Below are 16,596 nucleotides of genomic sequence, written 5' to 3' on the forward strand. Positions count from 1 at the left end.
GCGCGACGCCGCTTCTCCTCAGGCGTGCCGATGCGGCGCCGGCTGCGGGATCAGCGGATCGTCGCAGTTCTCGATGTTGAGGCTGACCCAGCCGTGGACGGCGATCGGCGAGTCCGCGGGCACCGGCATGATCCTCTGCCGCAGCAGCGCCGGGCGGCCCGCGTACAGGACGACGGCGAAGCGCTGCTCGGCGCGCGCCCGCACGCCGGCATCGAGGCGGCAGTCGCTGTCGGCTTCCGCGGTGATGGCGCTGCCGGGTCCCATCTCGACGACGTAGCCGATGCGCCAGCCCGCGCCGTAGAGGTGCCAGTCGTCGGGGACGCCGGGCACGGCGGCGCAGCCGCCCCCCAGGGCCAGCAGCACGGCCAGACTCAGCAAGCCGAGGTATCGCGTCATGGCGTGTTCACCGCGACGTCGTCGCGGTTCCACCAGCCGCCGCCCAGCGCCTGGAACAGCGCGACGGTGTCGGTCAGCCGGCTGGCCTGGGCCTGCACGCGCGCGAGCGCCGCCTGCGCATGGGCCTGCTCGGCGCCGAGCACGGCGAGCGAGCCGGCGGCGCCCGCGGCCTGCTGCTTGCGCGCGATCTCCAGGCTGCGGCGCGCGGCGCGTTCGGCCAGGGTCAACGCGTCCAGCGCGCGGGCGTCCGACTGGATGGCGCCCAGGCTGTCGGCGACGTTCTGGAAGGCGCCCAGCACGGTGCTGCGGTAGCTCGCGCCGGCCTGTTCATAGGCGGCCTGCGCCGCGCGTTGCCGGTGCAGCAGCGTGCCGCCGTCGAACACCGGTTGCAGCAGGTTCGCGCCCACGCTCCAGAAGGCGGTGCCGGGCCCGATCAGCTCCGAGAAGCGCAAGGCGGAACTGCCCACGGACGCCGTCAGGCCGATGCTCGGCAGCCGGTTGGCCACCGCCACGCCGACCTGGGCGCTGGCCGCGTGCAGCTGCTCCTCGGCGATGCGGATGTCGGGCCGCTGCTCGACCAGGCGCGAGGGCAGGCTCAGCGGTATCTCGGGCGGCAGCCGCAGCGCGTCGAGCTCGAAGGCGATGGCCGGCGCCTCGCTCGGCAGGCGGCCCAGCAGGATCGCCAGCTGGTTGCGCTGCTGCGCGAGCTGCTTCTCCAGCGGCGGCAGGCCGGCCTGCGCCTGCGCGATCGCCGCCTCCTGCGCCGCGACATCGGCCGCGCCGATCTGGCCCAGCGCCTGCTGCCGGCGGAACAGCGCGAGCTGGCGCGTCGACAGGTCGATCAGCTCGTGCGTCGTGCGGACCTGTGTCTGCAGCGAGGCCAACTGGATGACCGCCACGGCGACGTTGCTGGCCAGGCTCAGGTGAGCCGCCTCGAGCTGGAAGCGCTGGGCATCGGCCTGCGCCTGCAGCGATTCGACCTGCCGCCGGTTGCCGCCGAACACGTCGGGTGCGTAGCCGATGCTCAGCTGCGCCGTGTGCAGCGCGTAGAGGTTGCTGCCCGAGGCCAGCGGGCTCGAGAGCGCCGGCGCCACCGATTGCCGGGTCGGGTTGAGCTGCAGCTCGGCGCTCGGGAAGAAGGCGCCCTTCTGCGCCAGCACGTTCTCGCGCGCGCCGCGCAATGCCGCCTCGGCGCCGCGCAGGTCCGGGTTGGCCGCGAGCGCCTCGACGATCAGCGCGTCGAGCGCATCGCTGCGAAAGAGCGTCCACCAGTCGGCCGGGATGTCGCGCGACTCGACCAGGCGCTGGTCCGCGCCAGGGGCCGTCGGCGGCAGCGGATCGGCCGTGTAGCGCGCCGTCGCGGGCGCGGGCGGACGCTGGTGGTCCGGGCCCACGGCGCAGCCGCCGAGCACCCAGGCGGCCGCGGCCATGCACAGAAGCGGTGTCTTCCTCATGCGTTCTGCTCCTTCGCCGGCATCGCGGCAGGGGTCGACTCGTGGCGATGGGCCCGGCCTTCGAGCCAGCGCTCGACCAGGTAGTACAGGGCCGGCAGCCACACCAGCGTCAGGCCGGTGGCGGTGACCAGCCCGCCGACCACCACGGTCGCGAGCGGGCGCTGCACGTCGCTGCCCAGGCCATGGGCCAGCGCGGCCGGCAGCAGCCCCAGCGCGGCGACGGTGGCCGTCATCAGCACCGGGCGGAAGCGCTCGCGCGCGCCGCGGATCACGGCCTCCTTCAGCGGCAGGCCCTCCTCGCTGCGCAGCCGGTTCAGGTTGGAGACCATGATGATCCCGTTCATCACGGCCACCCCGAACAGCGCGATGAAGCCGACGGCGCTCGACACGTTGAGCGTCATGTCGCGCAGGTGCAGCGCGACCAGGCCGCCGAGGGCGCCGAGCGGCACCGACAGCAGGATCATGGTGGGCTGCCAGAGGTTGCGGAACTGCGCGAACAGCAGCACGAACATCAGCACCAGCACCATCGGCATGATCAGCATCAGCCGGGCCTGCGCGCGCTGCTGGTTCTCGAACTGGCCGCCCCAGGCGAGCTGGAAGCGCGTGTGGTCGTAGCGCACGCCGGATTCGATCCGGGCCTTGGCCTCCTCGAGGAACGAGGCCAGGTCGCGCCCGCGCAGGTCGAGCCGCACTGTGAGATGGCGCTTGCCCATCTCGCGCGTGATCGTGCTCTCGCCGGTGTCCAGGCGGATCGAGGCCACCTGCGCCAGCGGGATGCGCGCGCCGCCCGGCGCGCTCAGCACCAGCCGGCCGATGGCCTCGGGGTCTCCGCGCGCGCCGGCCGCGAAGCGCACGGCGATGTCGTAGCGGCGCTCCTCCACGAACATCTGCGCCACCGGCGCGCCGCCGATGCCGGTGCCGATCAGGTCGGCGATGTCGGCGACGTTGATGCCGTAGCGCGCGGCCGCGGCGCGGTCGACCTCGATGCGCACCTGCGGCAGCGGCGGCTCCTGGTCGATGATCACGTCGGCCGCGCCGGGCACGCTCTCCAGCGTGCGCTCGACCTCGCCGGCGATGCGCCGCGTCTCCGCGAAGTCGTTGCCGTAGATCTTCACCACCAGGTCGCTGTGCGCGCCGGCCAGCTTGTCGAGCACGCCGTCGATCATCGGCTGGGTGAAGCCCACGTGCGTGCCCGGCAGCTGCGCATAGCGCGCGGCCATCTTCTCGATCAGCTCGTGCTTGCTCAGGCCCGACTTCCAGCTCGCCTCGGGATGCAGGCCCACGCTGACCTCGATGTGCGACGGCGTCCACGGGTCGGTGCCGTCGTCGTTGCGGCCCAGCTGGGTGACCACGTACGAAACCTCGTCGAACTCGCGCGTCGCGCGCCGCAGCTCGTTCGACATCTGCGTCGCCTTGTCGAAGGAGATGCCCGGCGGCAGCGTCACCTGCAGCCAGATCGAGCCCTCGTCGAGGTAGGGCAGGAAATCGCGGCCGATGGTGGAGCCGAAGCCGAAGACGCAGGCCAGCGCGAAGGCGAAGGCCGCGAGCGTCAGCAGGCGCCGGCCCACCACGCGCTCGAGCAGCCGCTCGTACAGCGCGCCGAGCCACTCGAGCACCGGGTTGCGGAACAGCCGGCGCGGCTTGCGGTAGGCCAGGTAGGCCAGGCCGGGAATCAGCAGCAGCCCGACCGTCAGCGCGCCGAGCAGCGCGAACCCGATGGCGTAGGCCATGGGCGAGAACAGCTTGTATTCGATGCGCTGGAACGCGAACAGCGGCGTGTAGGCGGTGATGATGACCACCATGCCGAAGAAGATCGGCCGCGTCACCTGCAGCGTGGCGCGCAGCACCTCGCGCGGCGTCAGCGGGCGGCCCTCGAGCGCCTCGCGCCGCCGCAGGATGTTCTCCATCACGACGATCGCGGCGTCGACCACGATGCCGAAATCGATCGCGCCCAGCGACAGCAGGTTGGCCGGCACCTGCAGGTGGTGCATGAAGATGAAGGCGCTCAGCAGCGACAGCGGAATGGTGATCGCCACGATCAGCGCCGCGCGCGGGCTGCCCAGGAACAGCAGCAGCACCAGCGTGACCAGCGCCATGCCCTCGACCAGCGTCCTGCCGACGGTGTGCACGGTGGCGCTCACGAGGTTGGAGCGGTCCAGGTAGGGCACCACCTTCACGTCCTTGGGCAGGATGTTCTCGTTGAAATCGCGCACCGCCTCGTGCACGCCCTCGAGCACGCGCGAGGGGTTCTCGTGCTTGAGCAGCAGCGTGATGCCCGAGATCGTGTCGGGGTTGTCGTCCTTGCCGAGGATGCCGTGGCGCTCCTTGTGGCCGAGCCTGACCTCGCACAGGTCCTTCAGCAGCACCGGCACGCCGCCCTTCTGCGTGACGACGATGTTGCCGAGGTCGTCCAGGCCGCCGATCAGCCCCACGCCGCGCACCACGAAACCCTGCTGGCCGCGGTCGAGCACGCTGCCGCCCGCGCTCGCGTTGTTGGCGTTGATGGCCTGCGTGATCTGGCCCAGCGTGACGTTGTACTTGCTGAGCCGCACGGGATCGAGCTCGAGCTGGAACTGGGTCGTGAGGCCGCCGAAGTTGGCGACGTCGGCCACGCCGGCCACCTGCTTGAGGCGCGGGATCACCTGCCACGACTGCAGCTCCGACAGCTCGCGCAGGTCGCGCGTCTTCGACTCCAGCGTGTAGCGGTAGATCTCGCCGATCGGCGAGGTCAGCGCGTCCAGCCCCGGCTGCGCGCCGTAGGGCAGCGCGACGCCCGCGATGCGCTCCTGCAGCCGCTGGCGCGACCAGTAGTCCTCGGCGCCGTCCTGGAACACCACGGTGATCAGCGACAGGCCGAAGGTGCTCTTCGAGCGCATCACGTACATGCCCGGCGTGCCCATGATCTCGCGCTCGAGCGGGATGGTGATCTGCTTCTCCACCTCCTCGGCCGCGAGGCCCGGCACCTGCGTGACCACCTGCGAGGTGGTGTCGGCGATGTCGGGATAGGCCTCCAGCGGCAGCTGCTTCCAGCAGTAGACGCCGTAGAGCGCGGCCAGCGCGAACACCAGCCAGACGATCCCGCGCCGCTGCAGGCAGACGGTGACGATCTTCTCAATCATCGAGCAGCACTCCATCGCGCTGGACCACGCGCTCGCCGGCCTTCAGCCCCGACACCACCTCGACCTGCTCGCCCTGCCGGACGCCGAGCCGCACCACGCGCGGCTCGAAGCGCCAGGGCGCCGACTCGACGAAGACCCGGTCGTCGAAACCGGCATGCACGACCGCGGCCGCGGGCAGCAGCAGGCCGCCATGGGGCCGGGCGAGGAAGGTCGCCCTGGCGAACATGCCGGGCCGCAGCCGGCCGTCGCGGTTGTCGAACAGCAGGCGCACCTTGAGCTTGCGGGTGTCGGGATCGAGCAGCTCGCCGACGTAGCGCACCCGCGCCTTCATCGGCGCGCCCGGATAGGCGTCGAACAGCACCGTGGCCTCCTGGCCGACGAAGACCGCGCCCAGGTCTTTCTCGTCCACGCTGGCGCTCACGTAGACCGAGCTCAGGTCCGCGACCGTCATCAGCGAGGCGTTGGTGTCGTTCCAGTAGGCGCCGCGCGCCGCGTTGAGCTCGACCACCCGGCCGGCGATCGGTGAGCGCAGGCTCAGCACCGTGCCCTGGGCCGCGCTGGACGTGGCGGCACCGAACTGGGACAGCCTGGCCTCGGCGCGTGCCAGCTCGCTGGCGGCCTGCGTGGCGTCGTTCTCGGCCTGTTCCACGTCGCGCCGGGAGGCGATCTCCGAGCCCGCGAGTTCGCGCTGGCGCGCGAGCGCCTGGCGCGCCAGCACCAGCGCGGAGCGCGCCTTCTGCGCGTCGCTGCGCGCCTGCATCAGGTCGGGCGCGTCCACGCCGGCGAGCGCGTCGCCGCGCTTCACGGCGTCGCCCAGCACCTTGTCCAGGCTCTGGATGCGGCCCGCCACCGGCGACAGGATCTTGACCAGCCGGGACGGGTCGGCCTCGACCACGGCCGGCAGCGAGAACGCGGCGCGCACCTGCTGCTCGGCCACGGGCTCGACCCGCAGCGTGCGCCGCAGCGGCGAGCCCTCGGGCACCACCACCTGGCCTTGCACGCGTTGCAGCACGGCAACCGCCGCGGGTGCCGCCGCGGCGGCATTCCTCGGCCACAGCCACCACGCGCCGCCGGCCAGTGCCGCGGCGCCCAGCAGTGAGACCGCCAGGCGCCAGCGCCCGATGCTTTTTTCGATGTTCATGGCTTCCTCCCGCCTGTCGGTGAAGCGCGCAGCGTAGGCAGGAGCGCCTGAAAAAAGTCCCAAGAAAGCCTGAAGACTTCTTCAGGTGCGCGGCGGGGCCCTTCGAGGAAAATCGCGGGCATGAGGATTCTGCTGATCGAGGACGACCGCAAGGCCGCGCGCCTGCTGGCCCGCGCCTTCGGGGAAGAGGGTTTCCAGGTGGACGTCGCTCATTCGGCCGAGGAAGGCGACGAGCTAGCCTTCGTCACCGGCTACGACCTGATCGTGCTCGACTGGTTTCTGCCTGGCAAGGACGGCCTCTCGGTCTGCCGCGAGCTGCGCGCGCGCGGCATGCAGGTGCCGATCCTGATGCTCACCGCGCGCGACGCGCTCGCCGACCGCGTGATGGGCCTCGACACCGGCGCCGACGACTACCTCACCAAGCCCTTCGCCTTCGAGGAGCTGCTGGCCCGCTCGCGCGCCCTGCTGCGCCGCTCCGAGCTGACGCGCCCCGCGGTGCTGGCCGTGGCCGACCTGCGGCTCGAGCCGGGCAGCCAGCGCGTCACGCGCGGCGAGCAGGTGCTGGAGCTCACGCGCAAAGAGTACGCGATCCTGCACATCCTGCTGCGGCATGCCGGCGCGCTGGTGAGCCGCGCGCGCCTGGCCGAGCAGGTGTGGAAGGACGACCTGATCGCGATCGACAACCTGATCGACGTGCACATGGGCAACCTGCGCCGCAAGGTCGATGCGCCGGGCCAGCCGCCGCTGATCCAGACCGTGCGCGGCCGCGGCTTCCGGCTGGCGCCCCCCGAAAGCGGCGATGCTTAGCCTGCGCGCGCGGCTGGCGCTGGCCTACATGGGCGCCATCGTGCTGGTGGTGGCGCTGGCCGCCGCCGGTGCCCACTGGAGCCTGGCGCGCGCGGTGCACGGCCAGCTCGATGCGGCGCTGCTCGCGCTGGCCGAGACCGAGCTCGCCATGCTGCCGGCCGCTGCGGGACCTTCGGTGGCCGTGCACGACTACTCGCGCGAATCGACGGCCCCGCCCTCGCTGGTGCGCCTCGACCGGCTGGTGCAGATCATCGACGCCGACGGCCACGCGATGGCGCGCAGCGCGAACCTGGGCGAGGCCACGCTGCCGGCGGCGGCCGCGCTGCGGGAGCGCCTCGCGGCCGGCGAGACCGTCTTCCAGACCCTCGACAGCTTCGGCGAGGAGCCGGTGCGCATGGTGTCGGTGCCGGTGCAGGGCCATGGCCCCGTGCTCGCGGTGCAGGTCGCCGGCTCGCTGGACGACGTCAACCATGTCGTCGACTCCGCGAGCCTGCTGTTCGTCGTCATGGGCTTCGCGCTGCTGCTGACCATCGGCGCCGCGGGCGCGTGGCTGACGCGCGGCGCGTTCCGGGCCATCGACGAGGTGGTGCGACAGGCCCACCAGATCGGCGGTACCCGCCTGAGCGAGCGGCTGCCGCATCCGGGCACGCGCGACGAGATCGGCCGCCTCGTGGACACGCTCAACGAGATGCTGTCGCGCCTCGAGCAGGGCTTCGAGGCCCAGCGCCGCTTCACCGCCGATGCCTCGCACGAGCTGCGCTCGCCGCTCTCGCGCCTGCGCACCGAGCTCGAGCTCGCGCTGCGCAGGCCGCGCGATCCGGCCGACTACGTCGCGGCTCTGCGGTCGAGCATGGAAGAGGTCGAGCGCCTCACGCTGCTGGTGGAGGAACTGCTGACGCTGGCGCGCATCGACGCCGGGCAGGAGCGCGGCTCGGTGGAGGCGATCGCGCTCGGCGAACTGGTGGAGGACGCGGTGCGGCGGCTGCACCCATCGGCGCGCGAGCGCCGGATCGAGATCGTCGTGGTGCCCGGCGCGCCGGTCGAGGCCACGGCGGCCCGCGGCGCCGTGAGCCTGGTGCTGGCCAACCTGCTGGACAACGCCGTCAAGTTCTCGCCGCCGGGCGGGCAAGTGCGGGTGGAGATGGCGAGCGAGGGTCGAAGCGCCGTCGTGCGCGTGATCGATGCCGGTGCCGGCATCCGCCAGGACGAGATCCCGCATCTGTTCGAACGCTTCCACCGCGGGGCGAACACGCGTTCCGAACACATCCCCGGGGTCGGCCTGGGACTCGCGATCTCCCAGGCCATCGCGGCCTCCTGCGGCGGGCGCGTCGAGGCCGGCAACGCGATCGGCGGCGGTGCCGTGTTCGCGTTGCGGCTGCCGCGCGCGGACTGAGCCGTCGGCGCGCGGCGAATACGCTCAGCCGCCGTTGGCGATGCCGTAGCGTCGAAGATGCTCGCCCCAGCTCGCGAGATGGCCGATCTCGCCATCGGGCGCGCATTCGAGCAGGCAGTGCATGACGGCGGCATAGCTCTCGAGCGGCAGCCGGATCATCAGGCGGGCGCGCGGCGCGGCGCTGGCGCAGGCGGCATTGACGCGGATCAGGGGTTCGCAGCGCAGCACGCCGGCGCCCGGGCAGGCCGCGATGCCGCGCCGGACGCGGCAGGCGTCGACCGATGGCACCGTGACATCGAGCACCTTGAAGGTGGTCTCGCGCCTGGCACGCACGGTGCCTGCGTATTCCCGATAAGCGGCGTATGCCATGAAGCTCCTGCAATGGAAATGAACAGGGCTCCAGTATCGGAAGCGGCGTGTGAAAACGGTGTAAACAATGCGGGGCGCGCTGGAAACGCGGCGTAAAAATGAATGCGGCAGCGGCCGATGCGCCTCATGCATCCGGAGGCGGCGCGACGCGATCGCCGAAGCACAGCGGCTCCCAGCGATCGGTGCCGGCCGAATGAAGCCAGTGCGCTCCGCAGTGGCCGCAGCGGGCCACGAGAAGGTCGGTGCTGTCCGCCTGCGCGGGCGCACGCACCGGTGTCCCGCAGCAGGACCAATGCAGGCTCATGTCGGGCAGGGCCCGAAGCGCGCGAACCCATGCCGCGACACGGGACCGAAGGGTTCCTGCCGCGGGCATGGGGTTCGCGAGGACGCGCCTGCTTCGAGGCTCAGAGCGTCTTCGTCAGCGTGAGGATGAAGCGCGCCTTGTTCGGCGAATAGACCTGCTGCGTCGTGTAGAAGCCGAAGTCGTAGAGCGGCCCGGCCGCGGCGTTGTAGGCGTCCTTCTGGTTCGCGCCCTGCACCGAGCCGGTGAGCGTGAGCCCGCCGCCGAAGTCGTAGGTGGCGCCCAGGTTGTAGTCGACATAGCTCTTGTAGGCCGTGTTCCTGCGGATGTCGCTCGACAGGGCCGTGTAGCCCACCGCGGCCTTCAAGGTGAGCTTGGGCGCGATCTCCTTGCTGTAGGCCAGGTTCAGGTAGCCGGTGTTGGTGCCCTTGAGGCCCGAGCCCAGCTTGTTGCCCGCGAAGCCGAAGTAGTCCTTCGACACCGTGTGCGAGTACTTGGCCGTGAACGAGCCGAAGCTTTCGCTGGCGTAGGTGGCGCCGATGTACAGCTCGGTCGTGTTGCCCACGGCGTTGCCGGGGTAGATGTAGGTCAGCGCACCGACGTCCATGTCCAGCGGGCCGGCCTTGAACTTGTAGCCGCCGTAGATGTCGCTCTCGATGCTGTTGCCCTGGAGCCAGTTGACGCTGGAGTTCCAGTTGCCGACGTAGAAGCCGCTCTCGCCGAAGGCGTAGTCGAAGCCGCCCTGGATCGCGGGCTTGAGGCCGCGGGTCTTGGCGTAGTCGTTCCTGCCGAGCATGTCCTGGTCCTGGCCGCGGAACTTGTAGTTCGTGGTCAGCGAGATGTTGGCCGTGATCGGCGAGGCGGCGGGTGCCGCGGCGGCGTCCGGGGCGGTCTGCGCGAAGGCGGCGCCCGATGCGGCCAGTGCGGCGAACAGCGCCAGCACGGGCTTCCGTTCGAGGGTGGAAGCGGCCCGGGCGGGGATCTTTTTCATGAGAAGAATCAAGGAATGGAGGAGCGCGTAGCCTAGGAGTCGGCCCGTAAAAGCCGCGTCAAAAGACGCGGCCCGCGCATAAAGAATTCGTCGTGGTGCCGTGGCGCGGCGGCGCGTTCAACGGGCCTTGTCGAGCGCGAGGTTCAACGCGAGCACGTTGACGCGCGATTCGCCCAGGAGGCCCAGCAGCGGCTTCTGCGTGTTGTCGTCGATCAGCGCCTGCACCCGTGCCAGCGGCAGGCCGCGCTCGCGCGCGACGCGCGGCGCCTGGTACTGCGCCGCGGCCGGGCTGATGTCGGGATCGAGCCCGCTGGCCGAGGCCGTCACGAGGTCGACCGGCACCGGTGCCGTGTTGCCAGGGTCGGCCGCGCGCAGGGCCTCCACGCGCGCCTTCACCGCATCGGTCAGCGCCGGGTTCAGCGGGCCCTGGTTCGCGCCGCCCGAGGCGCTCGCGTTGTAGGGCTGCGGCGCGGTGGCCGAGGGACGACCCCAGAAGTGCTTGGGATCGCTGAAGTTCTGGCCGATCAGCTTCGAGCCGACGGTGGTGCCGTCGAGCACGATCAGGCTGCCGTCCGCCTGCGCGGGAAACACCGCCTTGGCGGCGCCGGTGACGGCCATCGGATAGATCAGGCCGGTGAGCGCGCTCAGCAGCACGAAGACGACGAGGGCCGGGCGGATGACGCCGCCCTTTTCGCTGCCGTTGTCGATGGGGTTGTCGATGGTGTTGTTCATGACGGGAGACTCCTCAGACGAGATGGACGGCCACGAGCAGCCAGTCGATCAACTTGATGCCGATGAAGGGAACGAGCAGGCCGCCCAGGCCATAGATGGCGAGGTTGCGGCGCAGCAGCGCGGCGGCGCCCACCGGCCGGTAGCGCACGCCCTTGAGCGCCAGCGGGATCAGGAACACGATCACCAGCGCGTTGAAGATCACCGCCGACAGGATCGCCGACGACGGGCTCGCGAGGCCCATCACGTTGAGCGCGCCCAGCTGCGGATAGGTCGACACGAAGATCGCGGGAATGATCGCGAAGTACTTCGCCACGTCGTTGGCGATCGAGAAGGTGGTCAGCGAGCCGCGCGTCATCAGGAGCGCCTTGCCGGTCTCCACCACCTCGAGCAGCTTGGTCGGGTTGGAATCCAGGTCGACCATGTTGCCGGCCTCCTTCGCGGCCTGCGTGCCGCTGCCCATGGCCACCGCCACGTCGGCTTGCGCGAGCGCGGGCGCGTCGTTGGTGCCGTCGCCGGTCATCGCGACCAGCCGGCCCTCGGCCTGGTACTGGCGGATCAGCGCGAGCTTGTCCTCGGGCGTGGCCTCGGCCAGGAAGTCGTCGACGCCGGCCTCGGCCGCGATCGCCGCGGCGGTGAGCTTGTTGTCGCCGGTGATCATCACCGTCTTGATGCCCATGCGGCGCAGCTCGGCGAAGCGCTCCTTGATGCCGGTCTTCACGATGTCCTTGAGCTCGACGATGCCGAGCACGCGCTCGCCCTCGGCCACCGCCAGCGGCGTGCTGCCGCGGCGCGCGGCCTCCTCGGAGGCGCGCAGCACCTCGCGCGCCATCGCGCCTCCGAGCGACTCGACGTGGCGGCGCACCGCCTCGACCGCGCCCTTGCGCAGCACGATCGGATCGACGCTCAGGCTGTTCGGCCCGGCCGGCAGGTCGACGCCGCTCATGCGGGTCTGCGCGGTGAAGGGCACGAAGTTCGCGCCCTCGACGGCGGCCATCTCGAGCCCGTCGCGGCGCGCGAGCTCGACGATGCTGCGGCCCTCGGGGGTCTCGTCGGCCATCGATGCGAGCATCGCGGCGCGCGCGAGCCGCGCCTTGGTCACGCCCGGGGCGGGCAGGAACGAGGTCGCCTGGCGGTTGCCGTGCGTGATGGTGCCGGTCTTGTCGAGCAGCAGCACGTCGACGTCGCCGGCGGCTTCCACCGCGCGGCCCGAGGTCGCGATCACGTTGGCCTGCATCATGCGGCTCATGCCCGCCACGCCGATGGCCGACAGCAGGCCGCCGATGGTGGTAGGGATCAGGCACACCAGCAGCGCGACGAGCGCCGTCAGCGACACCACGCTGCCCGCGCTGGAGACACCCACGCTGAAGACCGAGAACGGCAGCAGCGTGGCGGTGACGACCAGGAACACCAGCGTGAGCGCCACCAGCAGGATGGTCAGCGCGATCTCGTTGGGCGTCTTCTGGCGCTTGGCGGCCTCGACCATCGAGATCATCCGGTCGAGGAAGGATTCGCCCGGGTTCACCGCGATGCGCACCACCAGCCAGTCGGACAGCACGCGGGTGCCGCCGGTCACCGCAGAGAAGTCGCCGCCCGATTCGCGCACCACCGGTGCCGATTCGCCGGTGATGGCGCTCTCGTCGACCGAGGCCACGCCTTCGATGACCTCGCCGTCGAGCGGCACCACGTCGCCCGACTCGACCAGCACCACGTCGCCCTTGCGCAGGTTGGTGGCCTGTTCGGGCAGGAAGGCCGCGCCGTGGAACGGCTCCTTGAGCTTCTTGGCCCAGGTGTCCTTGCGCAGGCTGCGCAGCGAGGCGGCCTGCGCCTTGCTGCGGCCTTCGGCCAGTGCCTCGGCGAAGTTCGCGAACAGCACGGTGAACCACAGCCAGATGGTCACGGCCAGCACGAAGGCGGGCTTCATGCCGGTGTCGCCCGGGAAGCTCAGCGCATGCACCCACAGCAGGGTGGTCAGGATGCTCCCGATGTAGACGATGAACATCACCGGGTTGCGCCATTGCACGCGCGGGCTCAGCTTGGCCACCGAGGACCACAGCGCCGGGCGCAGCAGCTCGGCATCGAACAGCGAAAGAGAAGTGTTGGTTTTGGTAGTCATGGTCCGGGCCTCACTTTGCCCACAGCATCAGGTGCTCGACGATCGGTCCCAGCGCGAGCGAGGGCACGTAGTTGAGCAAGCCCACCAGCAGCACGGTGCCGATCAGCAGCGTCACGAACAGCGGGCCATGCGTGGGCATGGTTCCCGAGGTGACCGGCAGGCGCTTCTTGGCGGCCAGCGCGCCGGCGATGGCCAGCACGGGAACGATCACGCCGAAGCGGCCGAACCACATGGCCACCGCCAGCAGCGCGTTGTAGAAGGGCGTGTTGGCCGACAGGCCCGCGAAGGCGCTGCCGTTGTTGTTGCCGGCCGAGGTCAGCGCGTACAGGATCTCCGAGAAGCCGTGCGCGCCCGGGTTCGCGATGCCCGCCTTGCCGGCATCCGCGACCACGGCGACGGCCGTGCCGGCCAGCACCAGGATCGGCGTCACGAGGATCGCGATCGAGGTCAGCTTCATCTCGTAGACCTCGATCTTCTTGCCGAGGTACTCCGGCGTGCGGCCGATCATCAGGCCCGCGATGAACACCGCCAGGATGGCGAAGATCAGCATGCTGTAGAGGCCCGTGCCCACGCCGCCGAACACCACCTCGCCCAGCTGCATCAGCACCATCGGCACCATGCCGCCGAGCGGCGTGAGCGAGTCGTGCATCGCGTTCACCGCGCCGCACGAGGCGGCCGTGGTGATCACGGCGAACAGCGACGAGGCGTCGATGCCGAAGCGAACCTCCTTGCCTTCCATGTTGCCGCCGCTTTGCAGCGCGCTCGATATCTGGTCGACCCCCAGCGGCCCGAACAGGGGATTGCCGAGCTGCTCCGCGGGCGTGATGACCACCACCGCGACGACGAACATCACCGTCATCGCGGCGAGGATGGCCCAGCCCTGGCGCATGTCGCCCACCACGCTGCCGAAGGTGAAGCACAGCGCGGCCGGGATCAGGAAGATCGCGATCATCTCCAGCAGGTTGCTGAAGGCCGTCGGGTTCTCGTAGGGATGCGCCGAGTTGGCGTTGAAGAAGCCGCCGCCGTTGGTGCCGAGCATCTTGATGGCCTCTTGCGAAGCCACCGGGCCCATGGCGAGCGTCTGCGTCTTGGTGGTGGCGTCCTCCATCACCGGCTGGCCCTTCTCGTCCTTCAGCGGCTGGCCGTCGGGACCGTTCTTCGGCTGCTGGAAGGCCGTGGTCTCGAGCGTGGCGACTTCCTTGTAGGTGTCGAAGTTCTGGATCACGCCCTGGCCCGCGAGCAGCAGCGCGAGCACGAAGGACAGCGGCACCAGCACCCACAGCGTGACGCGCGTGACGTCGGCCCAGAAGTTGCCGACGAAGCCCTTGCCGTCGGTGCGGCGCGCCGCGAAGCCGCGCACCAGCGCGAACGCCACCGCGATGCCGGTGGCACCGGAGACGAAGTTCTGCACCGTGAGCCCGAGCATCTGCGTCAGGTAGCTCATGGTCGACTCGCCGGCGTAGCCCTGCCAGTTGGTGTTCGAGACGAAGCTGATGGCGGTGTTGAAGGCCGAGTCGGGCGACACCGCGCCCATGCCCGCCGGATTCAACGGCAGCCAGCCCTGCAGGCGTTGCAGGCCGTAGACCACCAGCGCGCCGATCGCATTGAAGGCGAGCAGCGCGAAGGCGTAGGTGCGCCAGTGCATCGAGCGCTCGGGCCTCGTGCCCGCGAGCTTGTAGAACGGCGCCTCGACGCGCTGCATCCAGCGCGGCACCCGCTCGTTGCACAGCGCGGCGAGGAACTTGCCGATGGGCCAGGCCAGCACCAGCAGGATGACGAGATACAGGGCCAGCAGGCCCCAGGCGGAGCTGGCCATGGTCAGAACTCCTCGGCGCAGATCAGCGCGAATACGAGGTAGGCGAACAGGATCACGGCCACCAGCCCCGCGAATCCGTAGAGGATGTCGAGGCCGATCATTGCCGCTCTCCCTTGGGCGCATCGAGCTTGTACAGCCCGACCACCAGCTCGGCCATCACGACCCACATCGCCGCGATGGCGGCAATCCACAAGAAGTCCATGCATCTCTCCTGCAAACGAAACAAGTCAGGAAGTCTCGGCAGGCGTGCGTAAAAACAGGGACAAATGTTCTAAAGGGGGGGTAAAAAAACCATAAAAAACCAGAGTGCGGGGACGCGCGAACGTGGGGGCGGTCCCCGTGCGCCGACCGCGCCGACCGCGCCTCAGGCCGGGCGCTGGCGCCGGGCCAGCGCGCCGAGGCGCCGAACCCCCTCCTCGATCCGTTCGCTCCAGGTCCAGCCCGCGCTCAGGCGCAGGCAGTTCCGGAAGCGCCGGCTCGCCGAGAAGACATCGCCCGGCGCGAAGCAGATGCCGTGCTCGATCGCCTCGTCGAACAGCACGCGCGAGTCGAAGCCGCGGGGCAGCTCGAGCCACAGCGCAAAGCCGCCGGTGGGCCGGCTCACGCGCGTCCCGACCGGAAAGCCCGCCTCGATGGCGCGGGTCAGGTGCCGCAGGTTCTGTTCGAGCACGCGGCGCAGCCGGCGCATGTGGGCGTCGTAGGCGCCGCTGGCCAGGAAGTCCGCGAGCGCGACCTGCGGCAGCACCGGGCTGCAGAGGCTGAAGGCGAGCTTGCGGTCGACCACCTGCTGCGCGTATCTGCCGGGCGCGATCCAGCCCACGCGGTAGCCGGGCGCGAGGCTCTTCGAGAACGAGCTGCAATAGATGGTGTTCGCGCCGCCGTCGAGCGCGATGAAGGGCGTGGGCCGCTCGCGCGCGAAGTGGATCTCGCCGTAGATGTCGTCCTCGATCAGCGGCACGTCGTGCCGCGCGAGCAGGGCCAGCAGCTCGCGCTTGCGCGCGTCGGGCATCGACACGCCCAGCGGATTGCCGAAGCTCGACGACAGCAGGCAGGCCGCCACCGGAGCGGCATCGAGCAGCCGCGCGAAGGCCTCGATGTGGATGCCGTCGACGGGATCGGTGGGCAGCTCCAGGGCCTTGAGGCCGAGCACCTCGAGCGTGTGGAGAAAGCCGAAGTAGGTAGGCGACTCGACCGCGATGGTGTCGCCGGGCCTGGCGACGGCGCTCAGCGCCAGCGTGAAGGCTTCGGTGCAGCCGTTGGTGATGACCACGTCGTCGGGCGACAGCGCATGCCCGATGCGCATCGCGCGCCGCGAGATCTCGCGGCGCAGCCGCGGGTCGCCGCGCGGCGTGCCGTAGACGTTGTGGCGGTCGCCGTGCTGGCGCGCGGCGCGGGCCAGCGCGAGGTCGAGCCGGTGCGATTGCAGCGATGCCGCGTCGGGCACCGCGCAGCCCAGCGGCACCAGCGCCGGATTCGATGCGTGCTCGAGCAGGGCCGCGACGGCGCCGCTGATCGACACGGTCGAGGCCTTCGAGCGCAGGCGCGAGGCCGAGGGCAGCGCCAGCGTCGCGCCCTGCGTGGCCGCGACATAGAAGCCCGACTGCGGCCGCGCGACCAGCACGCCGCGGTCCTCGAGCAGGCGATAGGCCTGCAGCACCGTGGAGATGCTGATGCCGTGCCGCTCGCTGACCGCGCGCACCGACGGCAGCCGCTCGCCGGGCGCGAGCGTGCCGTTGTCGATCGTGTCGACGATCAGCTCGGCGAGCTGCTCGTAGCGATGCGGTGCGGGCGCGCTGCCGGCCGGCTGCTTGCGGCGCTGGAGGGTGCCTGTGTTCATGGGGAGCCCGTGCATGACGAGGCTCGATTGTGGGCGAAGGGGCCCTCGAAGGCACGCAAACTGTACTGGTCCGATTCGATGGAAATTGTGGCTGTTCCGATTCGCAGGCGGTCACTAGGATCGCCCG

General features: G+C 70.5%; 13 protein-coding genes. 2 read left to right on the top strand and 11 right to left on the bottom strand.

Going from position 1 to position 16,596, the window contains the following annotated elements:
* Positions 1-18 precede the first annotated feature (18 nt).
* Genes INQ48_41915 through INQ48_41930 form a run of 4 tightly spaced genes read right to left on the bottom strand, consistent with a single transcriptional unit; the run spans position 19 to position 6,110 of the window.
* Positions 19-396: a hypothetical protein gene (locus tag INQ48_41915; protein QRF61915.1), complete on the bottom strand. Its 378-nt coding sequence runs from the start codon at positions 394-396 to the stop codon at positions 19-21.
* Positions 393-1,850: an efflux transporter outer membrane subunit gene (locus INQ48_41920; GenBank protein ID QRF61916.1), complete on the bottom strand. Its 1,458-nt coding sequence runs from the start codon at positions 1,848-1,850 to the stop codon at positions 393-395. Before INQ48_41920 ends, INQ48_41915 begins: the two co-directional genes overlap by 4 nt.
* Positions 1,847-4,969, bottom strand: a complete 3,123-nt coding sequence (locus tag INQ48_41925) for an efflux RND transporter permease subunit (protein QRF61917.1) — start codon at positions 4,967-4,969, stop codon at positions 1,847-1,849. The genes INQ48_41920 and INQ48_41925 overlap by 4 nt, the downstream gene beginning before the upstream one ends.
* Positions 4,962-6,110, bottom strand: a complete 1,149-nt coding sequence (locus INQ48_41930) for an efflux RND transporter periplasmic adaptor subunit (protein QRF61918.1) — start codon at positions 6,108-6,110, stop codon at positions 4,962-4,964. The genes INQ48_41925 and INQ48_41930 overlap by 8 nt, the downstream gene beginning before the upstream one ends.
* Positions 6,111-6,230: 120 nt before the next feature.
* On the opposite strand from INQ48_41930, the gene INQ48_41935 reads away from it, so the two are divergent.
* Together INQ48_41935 and INQ48_41940 are read left to right on the top strand one after the other, a co-directional pair.
* Positions 6,231-6,917 carry a response regulator transcription factor gene (locus INQ48_41935; protein ID QRF61919.1) on the top strand — a complete coding sequence of 229 codons (687 nt, stop codon included), beginning with the start codon at positions 6,231-6,233 and terminating at the stop codon, positions 6,915-6,917.
* Positions 6,910-8,310: a HAMP domain-containing protein gene (locus INQ48_41940; protein ID QRF61920.1), complete on the top strand. Its 1,401-nt coding sequence runs from the start codon at positions 6,910-6,912 to the stop codon at positions 8,308-8,310. Before INQ48_41935 ends, INQ48_41940 begins: the two co-directional genes overlap by 8 nt.
* Positions 8,311-8,334: 24 nt before the next feature.
* Here INQ48_41940 and INQ48_41945 read toward each other — a convergent pair whose 3' ends face one another.
* The 7 genes from INQ48_41945 to INQ48_41975 all read right to left on the bottom strand — a co-directional run bounded on the left by INQ48_41945 (position 8,335) and on the right by INQ48_41975 (position 16,469).
* Positions 8,335-8,679, bottom strand: a complete 345-nt coding sequence (locus tag INQ48_41945) for a hypothetical protein (GenBank protein ID QRF61921.1) — start codon at positions 8,677-8,679, stop codon at positions 8,335-8,337.
* A 404-nt stretch (positions 8,680-9,083) separates the two neighbouring features.
* The gene (locus tag INQ48_41950; GenBank protein QRF61922.1) at positions 9,084-9,971 is read right to left on the bottom strand and encodes a hypothetical protein; all 888 of its coding nucleotides are present in this window, start codon (positions 9,969-9,971) and stop codon (positions 9,084-9,086) included.
* A gap of 117 nt (positions 9,972-10,088) precedes the next feature.
* The gene (gene kdpC, locus INQ48_41955; protein ID QRF61923.1) at positions 10,089-10,703 is read right to left on the bottom strand and encodes a potassium-transporting ATPase subunit KdpC; all 615 of its coding nucleotides are present in this window, start codon (positions 10,701-10,703) and stop codon (positions 10,089-10,091) included.
* Positions 10,704-10,716: 13 nt separating this feature from the next.
* The gene (gene kdpB / locus INQ48_41960; GenBank protein QRF61924.1) at positions 10,717-12,816 is read right to left on the bottom strand and encodes a potassium-transporting ATPase subunit KdpB; all 2,100 of its coding nucleotides are present in this window, start codon (positions 12,814-12,816) and stop codon (positions 10,717-10,719) included.
* A 10-nt stretch (positions 12,817-12,826) separates the two neighbouring features.
* On the bottom strand, positions 12,827-14,632 hold the full coding sequence (kdpA, locus tag INQ48_41965) for a potassium-transporting ATPase subunit KdpA (GenBank protein QRF61925.1): 1,806 nt from the start codon (positions 14,630-14,632) through the stop codon (positions 12,827-12,829).
* Positions 14,633-14,634: 2 nt separating this feature from the next.
* On the bottom strand, positions 14,635-14,733 hold the full coding sequence (gene kdpF, locus INQ48_41970) for a K(+)-transporting ATPase subunit F (protein ID QRF61926.1): 99 nt from the start codon (positions 14,731-14,733) through the stop codon (positions 14,635-14,637).
* Positions 14,734-14,996: 263 nt separating this feature from the next.
* A complete protein-coding gene (locus INQ48_41975; GenBank protein ID QRF61927.1) occupies positions 14,997-16,469 on the bottom strand; it encodes a PLP-dependent aminotransferase family protein in 1,473 nt (490 codons plus the stop codon).
* Positions 16,470-16,596: the final 127 nt, after the last annotated feature.

Origin of the sequence: Variovorax paradoxus, from assembly GCA_016806145.1 — a bacterium.
In the GTDB taxonomy this organism is placed as follows: Bacteria; Pseudomonadota; Gammaproteobacteria; order Burkholderiales; family Burkholderiaceae_C; genus Variovorax.